A 24,436-nucleotide genomic window follows, 5' to 3' on the forward strand; every position below is an offset into this window, starting at 1 on the left:
GGAGTGCTCAGGCACCACCGCCCACGGGCGCCTCGGTGTCCCGGGCGGTCTCACGCGCGTCGCCGCGCCCGTCTGGCGTGAACTCCGCCAGGTCGCCGGTGTCGCCGAAGCGCAGCAGCAGCGGCGGCTCGCCGTAGCGGATGGCGGTCACCGACGCCGGGTGGGGCACGAGCCGCTGGAACAGGTCGAGGTGCAGCCCGAGGGCGTCCGCCACGATCGCCTTGATGTTGTCGCCGTGCGTGCACATCAGCCAGACCGCGTCGTCCCCGTAGTCGCGGGCGACCCGGGCGTCCCAGTCGCGCGCCGCGTCCACGACCCGGGCCTGGACCGCGCGCAGCGACTCGCCGCCGGGGAAGACGACGGCGGCGGGCTGGTGGCGCACGGTGGCCATCAGCGGCTCCTTGGCCAGGTCCTCCAGCGTGCGGTTGGTCCACTCGCCGTAGTCGCACTCCAGGAGGCGCTCGTCCTCGTGCACCGGCATGTCGGGGCGGGCGGCGCGCAGCGGGCCGAGGGTCTCCAGGCAGCGCTGCAACGGGCTGTGCACCGCGACGGCGAGCGGGATGCCGGCCAGCCTGGCGGGCAGCGCCGCCGCTTGCGCGGCCCCCCGCTCGTCCAGGCTGACGCCCGGGGTACGTCCGGCCAGCACGCCGGAGGAGTTGGCGGTCGTGCGGCCATGGCGGAGCAGCAGCATGGTGGGCATGGCGCCAAGCCTAAGACGCCACGGGGCGCGGCGGAGGCCCGTGCGGCGCCATATCGCACGCCCGGGCGCGTGTTCGCATCAGGGGGCGGCCGCGGCGGGGCGGCCGCGCCCGCGGCCGGTCCGCCGCGCGGTCAGCGGCGGCCGCCGTATCAGCCGAGGCCCGCCCGCTCCAGGGCCTCGGCCCCGGCCCTGAGGTTGGCGAGCCGCTCCTCGCGGGTCAGGCCGGCGGGCGCCAGGGTCAGCGTGGTGACGCCGGCGTCGGCGTAGGCGCGCATGCGGTCGGCGACGCGGGCCACGGGGCCCACCAGCGTGGTGGAGTCGATGAGGTCGTGCGGGACGGCGGCCGCCGCGCCCTCCCGGTCGCCGGCCAGGTACCGCTCCTGGATCTCGGCGGCCTCGCGGCCGTACCCCATGCGCTGCGCCAGGCGGTTGTAGAAGTTGTGCTCGCGGCTGCCCATGCCGCCGACGTACAGGGCCGTGTAGGGGCGGAAGTGGTCGGCGAGCGCCCGCACGTCCTCGCCGACGGCCAGCGGCACGGTCGGCACGATGTCGAAGCCGTCGAGCCCGGCCCCGGCCTTGGCGCGCCCGGCGCGCAGCGGGGCGAGGACGGTCTCCTCGGCGTGCTCGGGAGCGAAGAAGACCAGCAGCGCGCCGTCGGCGATCTCGCCCGTCAGCTCCAGGTTCTTCGGCCCCAGGGCGGCGATGTACAGCGGCACGCGCGGCCGCGGCGGGTGGATGGTCAGCCGCAGCGGCTTGCCGGGGGCGCCGGGCAGCGGCAGCGTGAAGTGCCGGCCCTCGTGGGTGAGGCGCTCGCGGGCCATCACGCGCCGCACGATCTCGACGTACTCGCGGGTGCGGCCCAGGGGGCGCGCGAAGCTGACGCCGTACCAGCCCTCGGAGACCTGCGGGCCGGAGACGCCGAGCCCGAGGCGGAACCGGCCGCCGGAGAGGGTGTCGAGCGTGGCCGCGGTCATCGCGGTCATGGCCGGGGCACGGGCGGGGATCTGCATGATGCCCGTGCCCACGTCGATCCGCTCGGTGTGGGCGGCGACCCAGGCCACGACGGTCGGCGCGTCCGAGCCGTAGGCCTCGGCGGCCCAGCAGACGTCGTATCCGAGCCGTTCGGCCTCGCGCGCGACCGCGAGGTTGTCCTCGTCCATCCCGGCACCCCAGTAGCCGAGATTGATGCCCAGCCGCATACCCACTGACCCACTCCTTACTCGCTGGTAACGAGACCGTCCCACGGACTGTACCGGCCGCCGCAAGTACCCTCAACGGCCATGGATCTCAGGCACCTGGGCCGGACCGGCCTGCGCGTCTCCCGGCTCGGACTCGGCACGCTCACCTGGGGCCGCGGCACCGACGAGGGCGACGCGGCTCAGCTGCTGAAGACGTTCTGGGAGGCCGGCGGCACGCTCGTCGACACCGCCGATGTGTACGCAGACGGCGGCGCGGAGGTGATCCTGGGACGGCTGGTCGGCTCGCTGGTGCCGCGCGAGGAGCTGCTGATCGCCACCAAGGCGGGCAGCGTCCCCGATCCCGAGCGCCGCTTCGACACCTCACGCGGCCACCTGCTGCCGGCGCTGGACGCCTCGCTGCGGCGGCTGGGGACCGACTACGTCGACCTGTGGCAGATCCACGCCTACGACCCGCTGACGCCCCTGGAGGAGACGCTCCAGGCGCTCGACATCGCCGTCAGCAGCGGCCGGGCACGGTACGCGGGGGTGTCCAACTTCTGCGGCTGGCAGCTGGCCAAGGCGGCCACCTGGCAGCAGGCGGGGCTGGGCACGCGGACGGCCCTGGCCAGCACGCAGATGGAGTACTCGCTGCTCCAGCGGGGCGTGGAACGGGAGGTGCTGCCCGCCGCGATCGACCTGGGCGTGGGGCTGCTGCCGTCCTCCCCGCTGGGGCGCGGGGTGCTGACGGGGAAGTACCGGGACGGGACGCCGCCGGGCTCGCGGGGCGCCTCGGAAGGACTCGCGCCGTTCGTCGCGCCGTACCTGGACGAGACGGCGGCGCGGATCGTGGAGGCCGTGGCGATAGCGGCCGACGGCCTCGCGGTCACGCCGCTCCAGGTCGCGCTGGCCTGGGTACGGGACCGGCCGGGCGTGGTGGCCCCGCTGCTGGGGGCGCGCACGGCGCAGCAGCTCAGCGAGGCACTGTCAGTGGAGGGGCTTAGCCTTCCCGATGAGATCAGGCGGGCGCTGGACGACGTCTCCGCTCCGGTGCACCGCTACCCCGATCACGACTGGAGTTCGCTGTGACCTCGGAGCACGCCGCCAGCGCCGCGCCGGAGCCCGGATCCGCCGGGGAGTCCCGGCGGCGCGGCATCGCCGACGAACTGCGCGCCGCCGTGCGGGCGGTGGAGAGCGGCGAGCGGAGCGCCGACTCGTTCTTCCCCCGGGAAGAGCCCGCCCTTGCCCGTCAGCCCTCCCGTCAGTTCTCCGCGGACCGCTCCCCCGCCCGCGGCGCGGGAGCGGACGGCGGGCCCGTGACGGTGCCGGAGGGGCTGACCGCCCTGCTGGAGCGGGGCGGGGCGCCGACGTCCCTGGCGGTACCGCTGACGGTGGCGCTGGGCGAGGGCGCCGAGCAGGAGCTGCGGGAGGATCCGTGGCGGCTGCTGGCCGCCCCGGGGGTGACCCCCGAGCAGGCCGACGGCTTCGCCCGGGCGCTGCTGGGCCCCGGCTGCTCCCCCGGGGACGTGCGGCGGACCCGCGCGCTCACCGGGTGGCTGCTGGAGCGGGCCGCCCTGTCGGGGCACACCGTGCTGGAGCCGGCCGCCGTCTCCCGGGGCCTGGCGCAGTGGTCCGTGCCCGACCCCGAGGAGGCGGTGCGGGAGGCCGTCGACGCCGGGACGGTGCTGGCCTTCCACGACCCGGCCGACGAAGACGGGGACGCCGGGGCGGACGGCCCGGGCGAGGACGAGGAGGCCGGCGAGCGCGTGCTGCTGGGCCTGCACGCCCACGCGCTGGCAGAGGAGAGCCTGGCCGACGGGCTGGCACGGCTCGCCGCCACCGTGACCGTGCCGGACGGCGAGGACGCCGCCGCCTGGGAGGCGGCCGCCGGTGCGGCCCCCTCACCGGAGGCGGCGGCGCTGATCCGGGCCGCCGCAGGGTCCGGGGTGGTGGTGCACACCGGCGGCGAGGCGGCCAGGGCCGAGCCCGCGGCGCTCGTCGCCGCGGCGCGGGCGCGCGGCCTGCGCGCCGTCGCCGCCGCTCACACGCCGGACGGCCGCCGGCGGCTGGCCGCGCTGCTGGCCGGGGCCGGAGGCGAGGGCGGGGACGGCGAGGCCGCGGCGGTGACCGTCGCCGGGCTGCTGAGCGGGGAGGAGGGCCCGGGGCGGGACGCCTCGGGGACGCTGGCCGCCGACCTGCTGGTGGTGCTGGACGCGCCGCTGCTGGACGCGGAGACCGCCGCGTCGCTGGTGGAGTCGCTGCCGGACGGCACGCGCCTGGTGCTGAGCGGGGATCCGCTGCTGCTGGGCGCGGCCGGCGCGGGCCGGGTGCTGCACGACGTGCTCGCCGCCGGGGTGTGCCCGCGCGTGGACTCCGGCGCGGTGGAGCCGGGGCCGCTGGGCACGCTGCTCGCCGGGGTCAGGGCGGGCAGGCTGCCGTCCGTGGAGTCGCCCGGCCGGGAGGTGGTGATCGTGCCGGTGGCGGACGCCGGCCAGGCCGTCCACCGCACGGTCCAGCTGGTGGCCGACTCCATCCCCCGGACGTTCGGCGGGGAGCCGGGCGGCGCACCCGTGATCGTGCCGGGGCACGGCGGTGCCGCGGGCACCCGGGCGCTGAACGCGGCGCTCAAGGCGAGGCTGAACCCCGGCCCGGGCCAGTACGGCGGGTTCGACCCGGGCGACCGGGTGGTGTGGTCTCCGGTGCCCGGGCGCGTGCGGCAGGCGAAGGTCGCCGCCGCCGACCAGGCCGGGCTGTGGCTGCAGGACGCGGAGGGCCGGTTCGCGGTGGCGCGGGAGCGCGTCGCGGACACACTGCGGCACGGCTGGGCCCTCACGGCGCACCAGGCGGCGGGCAGCCGCTGGCCGGCGGCCGTGGTGGTGCTGCCCGGGGACGCCGGGCAGGCACTGGACCGCTCCTGGGTGTACACGGCCTTCAGCCGGGCCACGACGCACCTGTCCGTCGTCCAGGGAGCCGGCCCCGCCCTCCGCCGCGCGGTCGCGGGCGAGCCCGTGACGGGCAGGACGACGCGGCTGCGCGGGCTGCTGCGTGAGCACGCCGCGCAGGTGGCCGCCGGCTGAGCCCGCTACGGCACGGCGGTGGGCTCCTCGTCGTCGAAGTCCTCGGTGTCGTCCTCCGAGTCGAACGCCTCGCTGATGTCGAACCGGCAGACCACCCGCTCGGGGTCGACGGCCTCGAAGGGCGCGGCCAGCCACTCCCCCGGCTCGGCCAGCCGGTCGGCGGCCGTGATCCACAGCGTGGCGTCGCCTTCCTCCAGACCGAACTCCTCGTGGCGGCTGGCGATCTCGTCCGGCTCGAACTCGCCGAAGAGCACGCCCAGCGCGGACTGCAGGCTCTGGCCCGGCGTGTCCCCGGGCTCCTGGCTGGCCGCCTCCGGGTCGAGCTCGGCGACGCGCCGCGCCTGCGCCAGCAGACGGCGCATGTCGGTGACGGCGTAGTCGCGGCGGATGAACACGCTCAGCGCCTCGGGCTCCTCCGGCCCCAGGTAGGGGGTCGTGTCCTCGGTCTCCGGCACCTCGAACGGCGTGACCTCGTCATAGACGTCGTACAGCATCTCGTCGTACGCCTCGCCCGCGGCGGCCATCTCGTTGAACGCCGCGAACACCTCGCTATCGGCCTCGGGCGCGGGGCTGGGCGCCTTAGCACGCCGCTCGATGGCCGCGAGGTGCCGGTCGATCGCCTTCTTGAGGGCCTCGGCGGCGGCACGGACTTCGGCAGCACCCGGCTGCACAGCATCAGACATGGTGCAGACGGTATCGGCATCCGGGGCTTGGCCGCACAATAGATCCGATGCCGGAATACGAGTTTCGCGATGTGTATGTGCCGCGGGGGGTTTCCCGGGCGGCTGCCACCCGACTGCTGACCGAACACGCCGAATACGGGTACTGGGAGCTGGCCCGGTTGCGCCTGTACCCGGACGGAAGCCGCCGCGTGCGGCTGAGACGCCGGATCATCCGCCAGCTCCGGCCCACCTGGTAAGGAGGCGGGCACCGGAGCCGGGTCCCGGGTGCCGCAAGCGGAAGCGGGCCCCGCGCGGCGCGCGGGGCCCGCTCCTTTCTGCCGGTTTTCCTGCCGGTTTTCCTGGCGGTTTTCCTGCCGGTTCCGTCAGGTGCGGCGTGCCTCAGCCGTGACGGGCGTGGGCCCGCCGGTACAGCACCACGCCGCCGAGCAGCAGCCCGGCTCCCAGCGGCGCGACGGCGCCGACCGGAAGGCCCGTGCCGGTCTCCGCCAGCTGGTCACCGGTGCCCTCGTCGGGCGTGCCCTCCTCGGCGACCGGCTCGGGCGCGGGGTCCTGCTCCGCCGTGGGCGGCAGCTCTTCCGGGTCCTCGCTGGACGGCACGTCGGGCTGCCCCTCCGGCGGGGTGGCCGGCTCCTCGCCGTTGGCGCACTCGTTGCCGAAGGCGGCGTTGCCGAGGCCGACGATGTCGACGCTGTTGCCGCAGGCGTTCACGGGAACGTCGACCGGCACCTGCACCTCGTTGCCGGAGGCGACGCCCGGCGAGCCTTCCGCGACTCCCTGCGCATGGGCCCCCGATCCCCCCTGGCCGTGGCCGCCGTCCTCCGAGCCGTTGACGCAGGTGTTGCCGAAGGTCGGGTTGAGCACGCCGACGACGTCGACGCTGTTGCCGCAGGCGTTGACTCCCACCTCGACCGGGACCTGCACGCTGTTCCCTGACAGCACGCCCGGTGAATGCTTGGTGACGCCGTCCGCGTCGGAGTCGGCGTGCGCGGCTCCGCTCGTCAGCGCGAGCATGCCGCCGGCCGCGGCGACGGAGAGCAGGCCCTTTCGTGTGACCTGTCGCATGGTTGATTCCCCTGCCTTGTCGCTTCATGGGCGCGGAGTGGGGGGACCGAGGCTGTCCGCGCCCGCTTCGGAAAGGCCGGCGGCCCTGGAGTGCGGGGTGCAACCAGGGCCGCCGACGTCAAGCCCTCATGGTGTGGGGCACGGTGTCACTTGTTGACGCAGGTGTTGCCGAAGGCGGGGTTCAGCAGACCAATGACGTTGATCGTGTTACCGCACAGGTTGATCGGCACGTTGACGGGCACCTGAATCACGTTGCCGGAGATGACACCAGGGCTACCGACCGCAGCCCCCTGGGCGCCAGAGTCCGCAACGGCCACACCCGCGCCAGCAAGCACCAGACCACCGGTGGCAGCCGCAGCAGCGACGACCTTCTTGATCATTCTTCCTCCTTGTTGACAATGCGGTCCCAGCCGGGGACTGCACCGGTTGTAACGAGGAGAAACAGACCGAGGGCACGAGTTATCGAAGTGGTTCACTCACTCTGGGGAACTTCGAATACAAGAGCGGTTTAACACTGGTCGAGGAAGCGGTCGAGGACGCGCACCCCGAACCTGAGCCCGTCGATGGGCACCCGCTCGTCCACGCCGTGAAACATCCCGGCAAAGTCCAGCTCCGGCGGCAGCTTCAGCGGCGCGAACCCGAAGCAGCGGATGCCCAGGTCGTCGAACGACTTGGCGTCCGTGCCGCCCGACAGCATGTACGGCACGGCCCGCGCCACCGGGTCCTCCGCCTTCAGCGCGGACTGCATGGCCTCGACCAGCGCCCCGTCGAACGACGTCTCCACGGCCTTGTCGGCGTGCACGTCCTCCCGGCGCACGCGCGGGCCGAGCACCCGGTCGATCTCGGCCAGGAACTCCTCCTCGTGCCCCGGCAGGAACCTGCCGTCCACGTGCGCGGTGGCCTGCCCGGGGATGACGTTCACCTTGTACCCCGCGCCGAGCTGGGTCGGGGCGGCGGTGTTGCGCAGCGTGGCGCCGATGATCTTGGCGATGCCGCCCAGCCGGGCCAGCGTGGTGTCCATGTCCTCCGGGTCGAGCTCGACGCCGAGGGCGTCCGACAGCTCGTCGAGGAAGGAGCGGACGGTCTTGGTGACCCGCACCGGGAACTGGTGGCGGCCGAGCCGGGCGACCGCCTCGCAGAGCTCGGTGATGGCGTTGTCGTCGTTCGTCATCGAGCCGTGGCCGGCGGTGCCCTCCACCGTCAGGCGCATCCAGTGCATGCCCTTCTGCGCGGTCTCGATCAGGTAGAGCCGCAGATCCTCGTTGACGGTGAACGAGAAGCCGCCGACCTCGCCGATCGCCTCGGTCACGCCCTCGAAGAGGCCGGGGTGGTGATCGACCAGATAGCGCGCGCCGTGGACGCCGCCCGCCTCCTCGTCGGCGAGGAAGGCCAGGACGATGTCGCGCGGCGGCTTGCGGCCGGTACGCATGCGGTCGCGCACGACGGCGAGCGTCATCGCGTCCATATCCTTCATGTCCACCGCGCCACGGCCCCAGACGCAGCCGTCGGCGATCTCGCCGGAGAACGGGTCGTACGTCCAGTCCTCCGCGTTCGCCGGGACGACGTCGGTGTGCCCGTGGATGAGGAGCGCGGGACGCGAGGGGTCCTCGCCCTCGATCCGCGCCACGGTCGAGGCCCGGCCGGGACGGGACTCGATGATGCGCGGCTCGATCCCCACCTCGGCGAGCTGCTCCGCGACGTACTCGGCGGCGGCGCGCTCCCCGGGGCCCGAGTCGTCCCCGTAGTTGCTGGTGTCGATACGGATGAGGTCCCGGCACAGGCCGACGACCTCCTCCGCAGCGTCCGTGCTGCTCACACTGCCTCCCGATGCGATGGAATCCGCCCCTATCCTCTCCTTTCCCGGTCTCTCCTCCCAAGGGGCGACGGGCGCGACGGGGACCCCAAGATCTTTGCTAAGGTTGCCTCCGGCGCCGGCCGAACTCCGACCGGCGGCCCCATCTTGTCCGGGTGGCGGAATGGCAGACGCGCTAGCTTGAGGTGCTAGTGCCCGTTTAAGGGCGTGGGGGTTCAAGTCCCCCCTCGGACACGACCAGGACGCAGACGCGTGGTGCTGGCTGGATCTCAGCCAGCACCACGCGTTTTTGTGTGGGCACAGGCGAGCCGCAGCCGACGGGGGCAGGGACCACTGACCAGGAGGCCGAACCGGCCGGGTCTCTGTCCCGACGGGGCCGGCTTCCCCCGACGGCGCATAGCATGACCGGCCGTGGACGTGAGCGTGGAACACACCGGCGGTTCTGTCCGCTTAAGGGACCTGCGCCCTGAGGACGAGCCCGCCGTCCTCGATCTCTTCGGCGCCTGTTCGGACTGGTTCCGGGCCGCGTTCGGGCAGCCGTCCGGACCCGGCGACGTCCAGAGTCTGTACTACGCGCTGCCGGAGGGCTGTGCCCCCGACCAGAAGCGGCTGCTGGTCGCCGAGACCGCCGACGACGGGGTGGCCGCGCTCATCGATCTCGTCCTGGGTCACCCGAGCGGCAACGAGTGCACCGTGGGCGCCTTCCTCGTCGCGCCCGCCTGCCGCCACCAGGGTCTCGGCACCGCCCTGGCGCGGACCCTGCGGGAGGAGGCGGCGCACCGCGGCATCGTGCGGGTCCACACCACCGTCACCGACGGCTGGGAAAGCGGGACCGCGTTCCTGCGGGCACTCGGGTTCCACGTCAGCGAAGCGGCTGTGGCGCCCGGCGGTAACCGGAACCTCGGCCCCGGCGAGCGAGGCGTCCGCCGGGCTACGCTGTCCCTCCAGTCGGCCCCTGCTGCAGAGAACTAACGGGTAGTAACCTGCGCCGCATGTGCGTGGCTTCGTGCTCCTCCGACGCCGCCCAGGATGGACGGCACGTGCAGATCGGTCACGGCGGCGACCACGCCTGGAAGGGCTACGCCCAGCGCTGCCGCCCAGGTGCGAACTAACAGGGAGGCCGATTCAAAACACACGCTGCAGAACCGCATCTGCCCGTCAAGGCACGAAGGCAATGCCGGTGCCGGCAGCGGCGAGAAGGTGACGGCCTGGAAGAACCTCTACAGCGTTCCGAGTAGGCCACGGACTGGTTCCATCGGCGCAAGGGCGGTATGGCGGACTTCGTCACCGAGAGCACGGGGCTGCGGATCGACCGTTCTGCTACCGCTTTCCGAATCAGCTCCCCCGACTCCACGTTCCACAACCCCCGGCCAATGTTCCGCCTACCTGGTCCCCCAGCCCACTGCTCCGGCGGCCGGGCCGGTGCGGAGGGGCTCGGGCAGCGGTGCGCTGTGGAGGACGGTGAGCCGGCTGACGGCACGGGTGAGGGCGACGTAGAGCAGCTGGAGGCCGCGTTCGGCGCGCGCGAGGTGCGCGGGTTCGGGGACGAGTACGGTGTCAAACTCCAGCCCTTTGGCCAGGCTGGCGGGGACGAGACTGAGGGGCCTGGCCGCCGTGCCGTCCGCCTCGTCTCCCTCGCTGTCGGCGGAGCGGTACGGCACCCCGGCGTCCGTCAGCGCCGCCGCCAGGGCCGGCAGGTCGGCGTCAGCGGCGATGACTCCGGCTGAGCCCTCGTCCTCGCGCGCGGCGCGGCACCACGCGGTGACGGCCCGCGGCAGCTGTTCTGCCGTCACCTCGGTGACGGTGAGGGAGCCCGGCGCGTGCCGGAAGGAGAGCGGCGGGTTGAGGCCCGGCGCGATCCGCGGCAGCAGCCGGGCGGCGAAGTCGAGGATCTCCGCGGGCACGCGGTAGCCGCGGGTGAGTTCGGTTACATCGCCGCCGGGCCGGCCGAGGTGGCGCAGCACGGCGTGCCAGTCGCCGACCGCGGCGGGGCTGGTGGCCTGCGCCAGGTCGCCGAGGACCGTACACTCCCCCGCCAGACGCCGGGCCAGGGCGCGCAGATGCATCGGGCTGAGGTCCTGGGCCTCGTCGATCACCAGGTGGGCTGTTGTGCGGGCGGGACGCTGGAGCAGCGAGGCGATCTCGTCGGCGAGCGCGAGGTCCAGGCTCGACCAGCGCCTGGCGCGCGGGCTCCGGGGGCGGGGGGTGCGCAGGAGCGCCCGCTGTTCGGCGTCGCTGAGAATGCCGTCGGCGGCCCGGGCGAGCGCCCGGGGACTGGTGGTGAGGTCGTACACCGCGCGCAGCGGGTCGATGGTCGGCAGTACCTGCCGCAGGGCGCGGCTGATCGACGCGTTGCGCCGCAGCTCGCGCGGTTCGCCGCCGGTCCTGGGCACCCGCTGCGCTTCCCACTTCTCCAGGACCCGGCGCACGAGGAACTCACGCAGCTGCTCCCGCGTGGCGGTGCAGTCCAGTCCCTTCGCCCGTACGGCCGCCAGGCCGCAATTCACGTCGTCGGCATCGAGCCACCAGGTGCGGTGCCGGTAGGTGACCTTGACGGGTTCGCTGGCTGCCCTCAGATGTGACCACACGTGCCGGTGGGCGACGTCGGCCATACGGGCGTCGCCCTTGACCCGGGCGGCCTCCGGCCCGTCGTGGTGGGTGAGGGCGGGGCGGGCCGGGAACCGTTCGGCGTGGCTGGCGAGGAGGAGTTCGTCGACGGTGGTCTGCGACACCCCGGTCTCGCCGAGCGCGGGGAGAACGTTGCGGATGTAGGTAAGGAACGACCGGTTGGGGCCGATCACGGCGACGCCGCCGTGCTTGGTCAGCCGCTCGCGTTCCCGGTAGAGCAGGTAGGCGAGCCGGTGCAGTCCGACGGCGGTCTTGCCGGTGCCGGGGGCGCCCTGGACGCAGAGCGTGCGGTCGGCGGGGGCGCGCACCAGCCGCATCTGCTCGGGCTGGATGGTGGCGACGATGTCGCGCATCGGACCCTTGCGCGGCCGCTCGATCTCGGCCGCCAGCAGGCCGCCGGTGCCGCCGGCCGTGGCGGGGCGGTCGAGCCGTCCGTCCTCGAAGGCGGTCAGGACGCCGGCGTCGTCGAAGCCGTAGCGCCGTCTGGCAGTGACGTGCATCGGGTCGTCGCGGCTGGCCTCGTAGAACGCCCTGGCCACCGGGGCGCGCCAGTCGATGACCAGCAGCCGGCCGTGCTCGTCGCGGATGCCGCGCCGGCCGACGTAGCGGCGCTGGGACGGGTAGTCGAGCCGGCCGAAGAACAGCGGGGCGCCGTCGAGGTCGGCCGTCAGCTCCGTGACCTGACGGCTCCGCAGCTGCCGCAGCGAGTGGTTGAGGACCTTGTCCAGGACCGCGTCGCCCTCCCCGGCGCCGGTGTCGAGCGCGGTGCGCACGTCGTGGAGGGTCCGGCGCAGCGCGGCACGGCAGGTGTCGAGGTAGGCGCGTTCCGCCTGGATCTCGGGGTCGGCGGAGGAGTGGTCGGTGTGCATGGGCCTCGGACTCATTTCTTACTCGGTCAAGTTTTATACTGGCACAGATTACTGACCAAGTAAGAACGGGTACGCTGGCCCGCATGGACCGGCTGGGACTACGGGAGCGCAAGAAGCGCCGCACGCGCGAGGCGATCAGCCGGGCCGCGTTCGCCCTGTTCCGCGAGTCGGGTTTCGACGCGGTCGCCGTCGCGGACATCGCCGCGGCCGCCGAGGTGTCCAAGCCGACCGTGTTCGCCTACTTCCCCACCAAGGAAGACCTGGTGCTGCGCCGCTTCCTCAGCGACGAGCTGGGACCGGCCCAGGCGGTGCGGGACCGTCCGGACGGGCTGTCCCCGCTGGCGGCGCTGCGGCAGAGCTTCCTGGACCGGCTCGCCGCGCGCGAGCCGCTGACCGGCCTCAGCGACGCCCCGGACGCCGTCACCTTCCACGAGCTGCTCTACACGACGCCGTCGGTCATGGCCCGCCTCACGGTCTACATGCGCGACCAGGAGCGGCTGCTCGCCGGAGAGCTGCGCGCCGCCGGGCAGGCGCCCGACGACCTGGCCGCATGGCTGCTGGCCTCGCAGGTCTTCGGCATCCAGCGGGTGCTGTCCGAGCACAACGCGCAGCAGATCCGCGCGGGGCGCAGCGCGGAGTCCGTCTATCCGGAGGCGGTCGAGCGGGCGCGGACGGCGTACGACCTCATCGAGAAAGGGCTGGCCGGGCTGGAGCAGCCCGGCGCCTGACAGGGTGCCTGACCGTGCGGAACCCGGGCGCCGGCCTGGCCGCGAAGGCCGGCGCCCGGGCCGCGCGTCAGGCGTTGCCGAGGCCGAAGAACGACACCGCCACGGCAGCCATGCCGTACTCGGGCAGGCTGTGGCCGGCGCCCTGGACGCTGATGGCCTCCACCTGCACCGTGCCGCTGGCGTCGGCGAACTGCTGGCGCTCCCAGTTGGGCTGCGGCTGGTCGGTCGAGGTCGGGGTCTGGCTCAGCCCGAACACGTCGGTCCACTGCTCGATCGCTTCCTGCTGCAGCTGGAAGGGAACGAGGAAGTCCGCCGTGCCGTGCCACAGCTGCACCCGGGGACGCGGGCCGTCGTAGCCCGGGTACGCCGACCGAACGGCGTCACCCCACTCCTGCGGGGATTTGTCCATGTACCCGCCCACGCACTGGCTGGTGGTCGGCGGGAAGTCGGCCTCGTTCGCGAAGCACGAGAAAGGCACACCCATGAACGAGGCCCCGGCCGCGAACACGTCCGGGTAGACGGCGAGGAGAGCCTGGGTCTCCATGCCGCCGGACGAGCTGCCGGTGGCGTAGACCCGGTCGGGGTCGGCGCCGTACTGCTGCTGCGCGTACTCGACCATCGAGACGATCGACGCCGGGTCGCTGCCGCCGCCGTGGGTCTTGGACTCCTGCGACCACACGTCGAAGCAGTTACCCATGACCGTCTGCTTCGTGGCGGTCGGATAGATGACGAGGAAACCGTACTGGTCCGCCAGCGAGTTGAACTCGCTGTAACCGGCGAAGCTCGGACCCGACCCGCCGCAGCCGTGCATGGCGACCACGGTCGCGGGGTTCTCGGGAAGGTTGTCCGGTACGTAGATGTGCATCTGGAGGTTGCCGGGATTGTCGCCGAAGTCGGTGACCTCGACGAGCTGCGCGGCGGAGGCCGGCGCTGGGAAGGCCAGGCCGGCGAGGACGAAGAGCAGGCCGCTGGCGACAGCGGCGAGTGCGTTTCTTATCCGAATCATGCTGTCTCCATGAACATGACAGCCCCCACCGTCACGTTAGGCACGATTGTGTCGACCGTCAATGATGTGTCGAACGTTGCGCCCGGGGCCGTCACTCCGCCGCGTGGGGCACGCCGTCCGGCACCGTGACGAGCCGCGCCGCTGCAAGCTCGCCCGCCGGGCCGGTAAGCCTGGATTGCAGGTTACGAAACCGTTCCTGCGCCCGCACCCCGGGCCAGTCCGCCGGCAGCAGGGCCTGCGGCAGCCGCGGCTCCTGGCGGATCAGCAGCAGCCACTCCGCAGTGAGCCGCGTGCGCAGGGTCAGCGCGTCAGGCCCGGCCTGTCCCCCGTCCGGCCAGCGGGCGAGGAACCGCCGGTAGTCCGCGGCGAGCCCGCCCAGGTCCCACGCCTGACGCACAAGCTGCGCGGGATCGGTCCAGCCGGCCGCCTCCGCCCGGAAGACCTCGGCCTGGTCGAGCAGATCCAGGTCGGCCAGCGCCTCCGAGACGTCCGCCGCGCGCGGCGAGATCCACAGGCCGCTGCGCAGAGGAGCGAACCCCGCCCACGCCAGCCGGGTCCGCAGCGCGTGCCGGGCGGCGCGCCGCGACTCCGGCACCGTGAACGCCAGCAGCGTCCAGCAGCCGTCCCACTCCCGCTCGACGACGTCGGCCCGGAGCTTGTGCCGGCCGTCGCGCAGCACCGCGACCGCGCGCGGCGTGAGCCCCAGGAACGTCTGCCGTCCCCGGCGGAGGCGGCGCAGCAGCCCGCGGCGCGTCATCCGGGCCAGGGTGGCGCGGGTGGCGTGCTCGCCGACGCCCAGCTGCTCCAGCACGCCGATGACGCTGCCGGTGGCGACGGCTACGCCGCGGTCGAGCACCTGGTCGCCTAGCAGCGCGAACAGGAGCGTCTGAGGCCGGATGGCCCGCTCGGTCTCGTCCTCCCTGCTGTCCGGCGCGCCAGCCGATCGCACCACGGTCCCTCCTGCTGTTCCGCACGCCCGCGCAAGGCTACCGCCGCGCCGGTAGGCGATCGATCATTTGGCCCGGCTGCTGCTGACGGCTGCCTGCGGCAGGCGGCCAGCAACGCCGACGGGCCCACGCCGGTGCGCCTCCGCGGCACGCTGGACGACACCGTCGACCGGCACGGCGCGCCAGTCCGCACACCGTGCACAGCCAGACCGCGACCTGCGGCGGTTACTCCACTCTCTGTCCCCCTCCGAGAGGCGATGAGGACCCCGGCGGCGGCCTGACAGCGCGCCACACCAGCACGTTATTACCCCTCGTAGGGGCGATGAGGATGGGCGCCAAGGCCGGAGAGGAGGGAGACGGCCTCAGGTTGTTACCCGTCGTAGGGGCGATGAGGACCCCGAGGGCGCCATCGGCTACGTCGAGGCTGACGTCCGGTTGCTACCCCTCGTAGGGGCGATGAGGACCCCAGGGTAAAGCCCCTGGTGGGGGCGGCTGAGGAGCGGGGGTGGCGGGGTTGTTTTTCAGCGGACCGGCGGTCGTGCAGCAACGCCCGGCGTGCCGCTGAAAAACGTCGGCCGGGCATGGTGAACGTATAGCACCTCTAGGGCTGCCGCGCCCTAGGGACACCCCCGCCCCACACTCGTGAAGGCCTGCCGCGTCGCGGTCATGGCACCGCCAGGTGGTACGTAGCGGCAAAGCTTCTCCGGGCGGCCGCGTGCTTCGCTACTCCGCCGCCTCGGTTGCCGGTTCGGGCCGGTGGACGCCGCGGGGCCGGTAGCCGAGGGCGCCGGAGACTCCGGCGAGGTCGGCGAGGTACCAGATCACGGCGAGCCACATCTCGGTGCCCTGAAGCCCGGGGAGGGTCGCCGGGACGCTGGCGGTGGTGGGGTGAGGGGCCTGGAAGCCGAAGCCCTGGCCGTCGGTCCAGTGACCGAGGGCGCCGGACAGCAGGCGGCGGGCGAGGGCGGTGGTCTCCTCGGCACGGTAGCCGGTGTGGCGGGTGAGCCAGAGGGGGTGGGCGATGTCCAGGATGTTGCAGGCGTTCTGCCGTTCCGGACGGACCCAGCGCGGGTCGCGGGCGTGCTCCAGCACGGTGTCGGTCACGCGCTCGGGATACGGCACGGGCAGCCCGTACTGGGCGAAGGTGCCCCGGGAGGCGCGGTAGAACCCGTTGACGGGCTGGAGCAGCCCGTCGTCCGGGCGGGGCGAGCCCCACATGCCGGTGCGGGGGTCGGCGTGGGTCAGCAGCCAGCCGAGGAGGGCTTCGGCGGCGCCGGGCTGTCCGGGTTCGCCGAGGCGGCGGTTGAGGTGGATGGCGGTGCCGAGGATGTCCACCCAGTGCCCGGCCTGCCAGGCGGCCTTCCGCCAGGGAAGACGCTCCAGGGCGGCGGTGACCTCGGCCGCGTCGAGCCGGGCGGCGGCGCGGATGGGGACGCGGAAGGAGCTGCCGAGGAGGCCGAGCGCGTAGCCGACGCTCAGGACGTGGTAGCCGGCGTCGGGGTGGGCGTCGAAGAAGCCGGGGCCCGCGGGGTCTTGGCCGCCGCCGGGGCGGAGGAGGCCGACCATGCCGGTTCCGGGGTCCTGCCAGCCGCGCAGCCGCTCGGCCTGTTCGCCGGCCGGGAGCTGCGGGGGTGCCTCGCCCAGCAGCAGGTCGGCGATCTCGATGGCGTCGCACTGGGCCCGGACGGTGGGGGCGGCGCCGGGGGTGTCGGTGAACAGGCCGGTGCCGGGGTCGAAGCACCGCTGGAGGATCTCCTCTGCCTGGGCGCGGGCGGTGTCGGCGAACGCGGCGGCGGCGCCCGCGAGGTCGGAGTCGGTGGTGGTCTCCGCCGGGGGCTGGAGCTGCGGGACGCGCCAGCGGAGCACCCTGGCGGGGTTGCCGCCGACGACAGCGCCGGCGGGGACGTCCTTGGTGACGACGGCCCCGGCGCCGATGACGGCGCGGTCGCCGACGGTCACGCCGTCGAGGACGGCGACGTGGGAGCCGATCCACACGTCGCTGCCGATGCGGATGCCGCGGGAGGTGAGCGGCTGGCGCCAGATCTCGGTGTCCGGGTCGGACATCGTGTGGTTAAAGCCCAGCAGGGAGGTGTGGGCGCCGATGCGTACCGAGTCGCCGAGGGTGATGTCGCCGCGGACGACGGTGTAGGGGTTCATGGTGCAGTGCGCGCCGGCGCGCAGGATGCCGGTGAGGTAGGCGTGGGCGGCGATGTAGCTGCCGTCGCCGAGCACGAGCTCCTCGTTCTGTATCTCCGCCAGCCCGGAGACGAAGCAGCGCTCGCCGAACGCGTAGCCGGGCCGGGCCTCGGCCAGCTGGCGCTGGAGGTCGAGCTGGCGGTCCCGCTCCTCCGGTGCGGCCTCGGACCAGAACAGCCAGGGCGCGTAGTCGAAGCGGTGCTGGGTGAAGGGGCCGGCGCCGCGTGGTGGCGTCATGTCGCGTGGTTCCTGTTCGTGTCGTGGGGTGGCCGGGCGGGTGTCCGTCGGGAGGCGGGGAGCCGGCTCTCGCCGTGCGTCGTTTCGATTACGGTCGGCTTCGGTTTCGATCGGTGGGCATCCTCACCCTCGGACGCACGGTTTGTCCAGGGAGCAAAGCGGCACAGATCACCATGAAGCCGGAAAGCATCGGGCCGCTGCGGCCTGCGAACGAAACCGATCGATCGGAACGGGGCGCGGTAGGATCCCGGGCAGCCGAAGCCGAGGGAGTCGCCGTGTTCGCCAGGGAACGCCAGGAGCGGATCGTGCGCGAGGTGCGCGAGCGGGGCTCCGTGCGCCTGGCCGAGCTGGCGGAGCAGCTGGGCGTGTCGATGGTGACCCTGCGCCGGGACGTGGAGGTGCTGGCCGGGCAGGGCCTGGTCAGGCGCGTGCACGGGGGGATCACCAGGTCCGAACCGGCGCCGTCGCCCGCGCCCGGGCCGGCTCCCGCTCCCGGCGGGCAGCAGCTGGTCATCGGGATGGTGGTGCCGACGGCCTCCTATTACTACCCGGCCGTCATCAAGGGCGCCCGGGAGCAGGCTGAGCGGCACGGGGCCCGCATCGTACTGGCGGTCTCCCGTTACGACGACGAGGAGGCCCGGGCCCGGGTGGACCAGCTCGCCGGCAGCGGCGTGGACGGGCTGCTGCTGACGCCGAGCCGGCAGCCGGACGCCCGGCACGAGGACTGGCTGACCACGCTGCCGCGCCCGGCGGTCATGGTGGAGCGCCAGACCGGGCTCGGCCGCCTGTCGTCGCGCCTGGACTCGGTGGCCTCCCACCACGCCCACGGGGCCTTCCTGGCCGCCCGTCACCTGGCCGATCTGGGCCACCGCAGGCTGGTTACGGCCGCGCGCCCCAGCCCGACCACGCAGAGCGTGCGCCAGGGTTTCCTGGCCGCTGTCCGCGAGCTGGGGCTCGCCGAGCCGGTGCAGGTGGACATCGGTGCCGACGGGCCGGCCGACGAACAGTGCGCACAGGTGCTCGCCGCGGTGGCGGACGGGGCGACCGGCATGCTCGTGCACAACGACTCCGACGCGCTGGTGCTGGTCCAGCAGCTCCAGGCGGCGGGCGTGCGGCTGCCGGAGGACCTGTCGCTGGTGGCGTATGACGACGAGGTCGCCGCGCTGAGCGCCCCGCCGCTGACGGCGGTCGCGCCGCCCAAGGAGGCGGTGGGCCGCCGCGCCGTGGACCTGCTGGTGCGGCGCCTGACGGACGACCCGGACGCGCCGGCCGAGCACACGGTGCTGCTGCCGGAGCTGAAGCGGCGCGCGTCGACCGCGCCGGCCCGCTGACGCACCCCCGTTTCGGTTCTGACCGTTCCCGATCGATACCCGGGTCTGCCGTGGACGCTGCACGGCGGTTGTGCGGATGATGCCTCATGGTGTCTGATCGATCAGACCCGAAGGCATTCATAATCGATTTGAGGAGATCCCGCGATGACGTCGGAGAGCGCCCGGTGAGCCCGGGACGGCCGGTGACCACCGTCGCGATGAGCGAGCGGGTCGCCCCGCGGCTCCTCGGCGGTTCCGCCCGCAAGCGGCTGCACGCCGTCGCCGAAGTCCGCCCGGACCACCCGGTGGCCGGGTTCGACGGCGTGGACCTGTCGCGCACGCAGGTGCTGTTCGCCTCGTGGGGCTGCCCGCCCGTCACGGCGGACGTGCTGGCACGCGCCCCGCGCCTGGAAGCCATCGTCTACGCGGCGGGCTCGGTCTAGGGAATCGTCACCGACGCGTGCTGGGAGCGGGGGGTGCGGGTCTCCTCGGCCGCCGCGGCCAACGCCGAGCCGGTGGCGGAGTTCACGCTCGCGGCGATTCTCTTCTCCGGCAAGCGCGTGGTGGACATCGCCCGCGCCTACCGGGCGGAACGCTCGCCGGCCGACTGGGACGCCCGCTACCCCGGCTTCGGCAACTACCGCCGCACGGTCGGCGTCGTCGGCGCCTCCCGGATCGGGCGCCGCGTCATCGAGCTGCTGCGGCCGTTCGACCTGACGGTGCTGGTCAGCGACCCGTACCTGACGGAGGAGCTGCCCGGGGCCCGCCGCAGCGGCCTGGACGAGCTGCTGGCCGCCTCCGACATCGTGACGCTGCACGCGCCCGCCCTGCCCGAGACGCGCCACCTGATCGACGCGCGGCGGCTGGCCTCGATGCGGGACGGCGCCACGCTGATCAACACGGCCCGGGGCGCCCTGGTCGACCAGGAGGCGCTGACGGCGGAGCTGGCCTCGGGGCGGCTGTACGCCGTGCTGGATCACACCGAGCCGGAGGTGCTCCCCGCTGCCTCGCCGCTGTACGACCTGCCGAACGTGCTCGTCACCCCGCACATAGCGGGCTCGCTTGGCGGGGAGCTCGCGCGCCTGGCCGGTCACGCCCTCGACGAGCTGGAACGGTACGCGCGCGGGGAGCCCTTCGCTCACGGGGTCGCCCGCGAGGCCCTGGCGCGCCTCGCCTGACAGGCCGGTGCGGGCCGGGGTCCTCCCTACCCGGCCCGCACCCCGCACCCGGACCGGGCGCGACGCCGATTCAAATACCGGTAGAGTGACACCGGTATTGTTATTGGCAGCGTGAGAAGGACGCCGCGTGATCGAGATTCTCAATTCCGCCCAGCTGGCCCGCGCCCGGGAGTCCGGCGCCCTGGTCGCCCACATCCTCCAGACGCTCAGGAGCCGCAGCACGCCCGGCACCAACCTGCTGGACATCGACCGGTGGACGAAGGCCATGATCGAGGAGGCGGGCGCGACATCCTGCTACGTGGACTACGAGCCGTCCTTCGGCCGCGGCCCGTTCGGCCACTACATCTGCACCTCCGTCAACGACGCCGTGCTGCACGGGCGGCCGCACGACTACACGCTCGCCGAGGGCGACCTGCTGAGCCTGGACCTGGCCGTCGCCACGGGCGGCGTCGCCGCGGACGCCGCCATCAGCTTCCTGGTCGGCGACTCCCGGCCTCCGGAGAGCGTCGCGCTCATCGACGCCACCGAGCGCGCCCTGGCGGCGGGCATCGCCGCCGTCCGGCCCGGAGCCCGCATCGGCGACCTCTCCCACGCCATCGGCACAGTCCTGACCGAGGCGGGCTACCCGATCAACACCGAGTTCGGGGGCCACGGCATCGGCTCGACGATGCACCAGGACCCGCACGTGCCCAACACCGGCCGCCCGGGCCGGGGTTACAAGCTGCGCCCCGGCCTGCTGCTGGCGCTGGAGCCGTGGATCATGGCCGACACCGACGAGCTCGTCACCGGCGCCGACGGGTGGACCCTGCGGAGCGCGACCGGCTGCCGGACGGCGCACAGCGAACACACCGTCGCCGTCACCGAGGACGGCGCCGAGATCCTCACCCTGCCGGCCCAGGCCCGGGCGTGAGACCAGCGGGAGGCGGGACCTCCGCTCCCTCCCGCCCCGGCAGCGGCGGCGCGCCGGTTCCGGCTGGCGCCCACCGTCCCCGGCAGCGCCGGTGCTGGCCGCTCGCGTGGCCGCACGGCGACGCCGCTGCCAACGCCGTTCCCCTCCCCCACCGGCCACCGCCGCACGGCGCGGAGCGGCGGGAGACGCACGTCACGGCCGCCCCGTCACCTCTGGCCGGGCGCGGCCGTCAGTGAGGTGTCACCCGCACCCGCGGACCTCACGCAAAAAGTGGACACGGAAGCCCAGTTCGGCCTCTTCACCAACCCCGTCACCGCCCGGTACCTCAGGCGGCTCGCCGCCGCGGGCACCCCGGACGGCCCGTCACCGCTGCCGGCCGCGACCCAGGAACTGGTGAAGATCCGCGCCAGCCAGATCAACGGCTGCGCCGCCTGCCTGGACCAGCACACCAAGGACGCCGCGCACGCCGGGGAGTCACCGGTGCGGCTGAGCCTGGTCACCGCCTGGCGCAAGGCTACGGTCGTCACCGAGGCCGAGCGCGCCGCCCCTGGAGCTGACGGAACAGGGCCCCCGCCTGGCCGACGCGGCCGGCGGCGTTCCCGATGAGGCGTGGGCCAACGCCGCCCGGCGCTACGACCTGGACCAGCTCGCCGGCCTCGTCACGCTCATCTCCCTCATCAACGCCTCCAACCGCGTCAACGCCATGGCCCGGATACCCGCGGGCGACTGCCAGCCCCGGCAGTCCGGCTGACGCGCCGTCACCCGGCCGCACGGGCCGGGTGACGTCACCTCTGGCAGGTCCGGGCGGTGCGACGGACTGCACTCCCGCACCTTTACAGCCCGTATTACATCGATGTAAACAGGGAGCCGGGGTCTCCGCGCCGCTCCGCCGGGCGACGCGGGACCACCCGGACGGCACCAGCAGGAGCCACCGAGATCCCGCCCCCGTGATCTGTTCATCCCACCCCGGCGCCCCACCGCCCGCACCAGCGGCGCGCCCGGCCAGCGGCGGCACCCGGACAGCTCCCCCACCCCGAGGAGGAACCGCGTGATCCGTATCCCGCGACGCTCCGGCGTCTCACCCCCCGAACGGCCACGGCGCGCCCGCCGGTGGCGGACCGCGTCGGCGCTGCTGAGCGCCGGCGTGCTGGTCACGTCCCTGCTCGGCCTGCCGGCCGCCCTGGCCGTCGACGATTCCTCCAGCGCGTCCGCACCGGCCGCGTCCGGCGGCGCGGAGACAGCAGCCGAGCCGACGGCACAGGACACCGGGCGCCAGACAGACGGCACCGAGCCGGCGGCCGGGACCCCGGTGGAGGCCGAGGCAGAGACAGGAACGGAGGACGGCAGCGGGAGCAGGCCCCAGGACGACGCCGGGACGCTGACCGCCCCCGCCCTGCTCCGCGACGGCACCGGCCTGTACCCGCGCGTCCTGCGGCTGGAGCACAGCGGCGAGGCCAGCGGCCGCGTGCTGGCCAGCGTCGTCACCTTCGAGGACGGCAACGGCCTGGGTGCCATCTACGAGAGCACCGACGACGGCGCCACCTTCGAGCAGGTCGGCACGGTCGCTGACCCCGAGTCGTCCGGCGGGAAGGGCCTGTGCTGCGCGACGCTGTACGAACTGCCGCAGCCCGTCGGCGACCTGCCGGCGGGCACCCTGCTGTGGGCGTCCTCCGCCGGGCAGGACGAGGACGACCGCCGCATGTCGCTGCGGATCTGGACCAGCCACGACGTGGGACGCACCTGGTCGTACCTGTCCTCGTGCGCAACGGCCCCGAACGACGGCGGCCTGTGGGAGCCGGAGTTCACCATCGCCGAGGACGGCGCGCTGGTGTGCTACTACGCCGACGAGACGGACAGCGCACACAGCCAGAAACTGTCCGCCGTCCGCTCCTACGACGGCGTCACCTGGTCCGACCCGCGCGACGTGGTGGCCAGCGACTGGCCGGAGGACCGCCCCGGCATGCCGGTGGTCCGCAAGCTGCCCAACGGCACCTACTTCATGAGCTACGAAATCTGCAACCCGGGCGGCCAGTACCAGTGCGTCGTGCACTACCGGACCTCACCCGACGGCTGGGACTGGGGCGACCCGGCACACCTGGGCTACCGCCCGGAGACGGCCGACGGCCGGTACTTCCGCGCCACGCCCACCATCGCCTGGGCGCCCGACCCGGGCGGCGATCCGGACGGGCGGATCCTGCTCATCGGCCAGATGCTGCTCAACGCCGACGGCAGCACGGCCGAGGGCAACGGCAGCACCGTGATGGTCAACTCCTCGAACGGCGAGGGCCCCTGGACAGCCATCCCGGCCCCCGTGCCGGTACCGGACGCGCAGCCGGACTACTGCCCCAACTACAGCTCCCCGCTCCTGCCGTCCGCCGACGGCACGCGGCTGCTGGAGATCGCCACCGACTGGGACGGTGACGTCTGCAAGCCGTACTACGCCACGGCTCCCCTCGGCTGACCCGGCTGGTGCCCGTCCGCCGTCGCGCGCAGCGGACGGGCACCGCCACTCCGGTCCTGGCAGCACCGCACAGAGCCCCGGGCGCGATCGCCGCGGCGACTCCTCTCCCCCGCTTTCCTGACATCACGGCGGCAACGGGACAAAGTTTCCTTGTGTGATCGTTCACGACTCTCCTAGAGTCTGCCGGGACAGGTCCGGCGTTCCGGCACACCGCGCGAACGGGCGGACCCGAGGCGGCACCATCCGCCGAGACGGAAGGAGACGGGGTGCCTACCACCGCCGGCGCGGTCAGCAGCGCGAGGACCGGAGCCGCGCGGAACACACATGCCGGCCAGCGGGTTCACGACGGCGTGGACCGCCTCGGTCTCTCCGCGGCGCTGGCAGCGGCATCGCTGGGCACTGGTAACCGGCGATCGGCGGGAAACGTTTCCCACGCGCACGTCTCCGTCCGCCGCCGCGGCGCGTCACCTGCTCCCGTGGCGGCACCGCACACGCCTCCCAGCAGGCCGGCGGCCCCATGACCCAGCCCTCTCGACGGGGCGCACCAGGCCAGGCCAGCCAGACAGAACGGAACCCGAAACCCCAGATGCACGCGTACCCTTCACGGCTCCCGCGTCATATACGAGACGCGATACGCCAGATCTCGCCCCGGCCCGGCACGGGAGGTGCCGCATGACTCTCCCCCGGCCCGGCGCCTCGCTCACGCCCGCCCCGTCCCGGACGCAGTACGTCCTGGAACACCTCCGGCACGCCATTCTCACCGGTCAGCTGGCGCCCGGTTCGCCGCTGGTGGAGACCGAACTCGCCGCCGCCTTCGGGGTGTCCAAGACGCCGGTGCGCGAGGCGCTGAAGACCCTCGCCGGACGCGACCTGGTCGTCATGAACGAGTACAAGGGCGCTTCCGTGAGGACCGTGGACGCCGGCATGGCCCGCTCGGTCTACGAGGTGAGGCTGCTGCTGGAGCCGGAGGCCGTGCACCGCACCGTCGTCGCCAACGCGGACCTGGCCGCCGCGCACGCCGCCCTGACCCGCGCGGACGAGGCGCCAGATGCCGCTGAACGGTCGCTGGCGAACCGGGACTTCCACCGTGCCCTGTACCAGCCCTGCGGCAACCCGCTGCTGGTGCGGATGCTGGACAACCTGCGCGACCAGGCCGCCCTGGTGTCCTCCGTCGCCTGGCGGTCCCTGCCGACGTGGGACCGCGAAGCGGATGAGCACCGCGCGATCCTCGCGCGCGCTGAAGAAGGCGACGCCGAGGGAGCGAAGACGCTGCTTCGCGAGCACATTGAAGGCTTCATGACCCGGATGCTCAGCCAGGCCGACCGGATCTTCGGGACCGGGGAGCGGACGACGCGGGACCGATGACGACGACACGAGGAGCAGGGATGAGTGGGTTTGTGGTGGAGCGGTCTGCGCTGGCGGATGTGGTGGCGATTTTGGTGAGTCCGTTTGATGC

The 24,436-nt window shown here is 73.5% G+C and carries 18 protein-coding genes, 1 tRNA gene and 3 pseudogenes; 12 read left to right on the forward strand and 10 right to left on the reverse strand.

The genetic code is table 11. The annotated features are described in order from the left end of the window. Positions 1-7 precede the first annotated feature (7 nt). A complete protein-coding gene (locus JK356_RS12070; RefSeq protein WP_201867657.1) occupies positions 8-700 on the reverse strand; it encodes an MSMEG_4193 family putative phosphomutase in 693 nt (230 codons plus the stop codon). Between the two features lie 149 nt (positions 701-849). After that, positions 850-1,899 (reverse strand): LLM class F420-dependent oxidoreductase, encoded by a 1,050-nt coding sequence (locus JK356_RS12075; protein ID WP_201867689.1) that lies wholly within the window; start codon positions 1,897-1,899, stop codon positions 850-852. An 81-nt stretch (positions 1,900-1,980) separates the two neighbouring features. Here JK356_RS12075 and JK356_RS12080 point away from each other — a divergent pair, with 81 nt between their 5' ends. Together JK356_RS12080 and JK356_RS12085 are read left to right on the forward strand one after the other, a co-directional pair. Beyond that, positions 1,981-2,964 (forward strand): aldo/keto reductase, encoded by a 984-nt coding sequence (locus tag JK356_RS12080; RefSeq protein WP_201867658.1) that lies wholly within the window; start codon positions 1,981-1,983, stop codon positions 2,962-2,964. After that, positions 2,961-4,952 carry an ATP-binding domain-containing protein gene (locus JK356_RS12085; RefSeq protein ID WP_307815535.1) on the forward strand — a complete coding sequence of 664 codons (1,992 nt, stop codon included), beginning with the start codon at positions 2,961-2,963 and terminating at the stop codon, positions 4,950-4,952. Before JK356_RS12080 ends, JK356_RS12085 begins: the two co-directional genes overlap by 4 nt. 5 nt (positions 4,953-4,957) lie before the next feature. On the opposite strand, the gene JK356_RS12090 is transcribed toward JK356_RS12085, so the two are convergent. Continuing rightward, a complete protein-coding gene (locus tag JK356_RS12090) occupies positions 4,958-5,635 on the reverse strand; it encodes a hypothetical protein (protein WP_201867659.1) in 678 nt (225 codons plus the stop codon). Between the two features lie 47 nt (positions 5,636-5,682). Here JK356_RS12090 and JK356_RS12095 point away from each other — a divergent pair, with 47 nt between their 5' ends. After that, positions 5,683-5,871 (forward strand): DUF5703 family protein, encoded by a 189-nt coding sequence (locus JK356_RS12095; RefSeq protein ID WP_201867660.1) that lies wholly within the window; start codon positions 5,683-5,685, stop codon positions 5,869-5,871. 142 nt (positions 5,872-6,013) lie between these two features. Here the strand turns inward: JK356_RS12095 and JK356_RS22355 are convergent, their stop codons facing one another. The 3 genes from JK356_RS22355 to JK356_RS12110 all read right to left on the reverse strand — a co-directional run bounded on the left by JK356_RS22355 (position 6,014) and on the right by JK356_RS12110 (position 8,513). After that, on the reverse strand, positions 6,014-6,697 hold the full coding sequence (locus tag JK356_RS22355) for a chaplin (protein ID WP_201867661.1): 684 nt from the start codon (positions 6,695-6,697) through the stop codon (positions 6,014-6,016). Between the two features lie 146 nt (positions 6,698-6,843). Beyond that, positions 6,844-7,077, reverse strand: coding sequence for a chaplin ChpH (gene chpH, locus JK356_RS12105; protein WP_201867662.1), 234 nt, complete (start codon positions 7,075-7,077; stop codon positions 6,844-6,846). Between the two features lie 128 nt (positions 7,078-7,205). After that, on the reverse strand, positions 7,206-8,513 hold the full coding sequence (locus tag JK356_RS12110; RefSeq protein ID WP_307815536.1) for a M20/M25/M40 family metallo-hydrolase: 1,308 nt from the start codon (positions 8,511-8,513) through the stop codon (positions 7,206-7,208). 146 nt (positions 8,514-8,659) lie between these two features. Between JK356_RS12110 and JK356_RS12115 the strand changes: the two genes are divergently transcribed. After that, a tRNA-Leu gene (locus JK356_RS12115) sits at positions 8,660-8,744 on the forward strand. 177 nt (positions 8,745-8,921) lie between these two features. Continuing rightward, positions 8,922-9,482, forward strand: a complete 561-nt coding sequence (locus tag JK356_RS12120) for a GNAT family N-acetyltransferase (protein ID WP_307815537.1) — start codon at positions 8,922-8,924, stop codon at positions 9,480-9,482. Positions 9,483-9,892: 410 nt separating this feature from the next. Here JK356_RS12120 and JK356_RS12125 read toward each other — a convergent pair whose 3' ends face one another. Beyond that, positions 9,893-12,007 carry an ATP-binding domain-containing protein gene (locus tag JK356_RS12125; RefSeq protein ID WP_201867663.1) on the reverse strand — a complete coding sequence of 705 codons (2,115 nt, stop codon included), beginning with the start codon at positions 12,005-12,007 and terminating at the stop codon, positions 9,893-9,895. Between the two features lie 83 nt (positions 12,008-12,090). Between JK356_RS12125 and JK356_RS12130 the strand changes: the two genes are divergently transcribed. Beyond that, on the forward strand, positions 12,091-12,735 hold the full coding sequence (locus JK356_RS12130) for a TetR/AcrR family transcriptional regulator (RefSeq protein WP_201867664.1): 645 nt from the start codon (positions 12,091-12,093) through the stop codon (positions 12,733-12,735). Between the two features lie 67 nt (positions 12,736-12,802). Here the strand turns inward: JK356_RS12130 and JK356_RS12135 are convergent, their stop codons facing one another. The 3 genes and pseudogenes from JK356_RS12135 to JK356_RS22550 form a co-directional block, all read right to left on the reverse strand. Next, a complete protein-coding gene (locus JK356_RS12135) occupies positions 12,803-13,741 on the reverse strand; it encodes a PHB depolymerase family esterase (protein ID WP_201867665.1) in 939 nt (312 codons plus the stop codon). Between the two features lie 91 nt (positions 13,742-13,832). Further along, on the reverse strand, positions 13,833-14,693 hold the full coding sequence (locus JK356_RS12140) for a PaaX family transcriptional regulator C-terminal domain-containing protein (RefSeq protein WP_307815538.1): 861 nt from the start codon (positions 14,691-14,693) through the stop codon (positions 13,833-13,835). Positions 14,694-16,539: 1,846 nt separating this feature from the next. After that, positions 16,540-16,695: pseudogene (locus JK356_RS22550) on the reverse strand (DapH/DapD/GlmU-related protein); the annotation flags it as partial. A gap of 701 nt (positions 16,696-17,396) precedes the next feature. Between JK356_RS22550 and JK356_RS12150 the strand changes: the two are divergent. From JK356_RS12150 to JK356_RS12175, 6 genes and pseudogenes are all read left to right on the forward strand, one after another. Continuing rightward, positions 17,397-18,452, forward strand: coding sequence for a substrate-binding domain-containing protein (locus tag JK356_RS12150; RefSeq protein WP_307815539.1), 1,056 nt, complete (start codon positions 17,397-17,399; stop codon positions 18,450-18,452). 197 nt (positions 18,453-18,649) lie between these two features. Further along, positions 18,650-19,609 (forward strand): annotated as a pseudogene (locus JK356_RS12155) (hydroxyacid dehydrogenase). Between the two features lie 127 nt (positions 19,610-19,736). Further along, entirely contained in the window at positions 19,737-20,519 is a 783-nt protein-coding gene (gene map, locus JK356_RS12160; protein WP_201867668.1) for a type I methionyl aminopeptidase, read from the forward strand. A 270-nt stretch (positions 20,520-20,789) separates the two neighbouring features. After that, a pseudogene (locus tag JK356_RS12165) lies at positions 20,790-21,270 on the forward strand (carboxymuconolactone decarboxylase family protein). A gap of 297 nt (positions 21,271-21,567) precedes the next feature. After that, positions 21,568-22,980, forward strand: coding sequence for a sialidase family protein (locus JK356_RS12170; RefSeq protein ID WP_307815540.1), 1,413 nt, complete (start codon positions 21,568-21,570; stop codon positions 22,978-22,980). 672 nt (positions 22,981-23,652) lie between these two features. Continuing rightward, positions 23,653-24,345, forward strand: a complete 693-nt coding sequence (locus JK356_RS12175) for a GntR family transcriptional regulator (RefSeq protein ID WP_201867669.1) — start codon at positions 23,653-23,655, stop codon at positions 24,343-24,345. The last annotated feature ends 91 nt before the right edge of the window (positions 24,346-24,436 follow it).

Source organism: Streptomyces sp. 7-21, from assembly GCF_016741785.1.
Classification (GTDB): domain Bacteria; phylum Actinomycetota; class Actinomycetes; order Streptomycetales; family Streptomycetaceae; genus Streptomyces.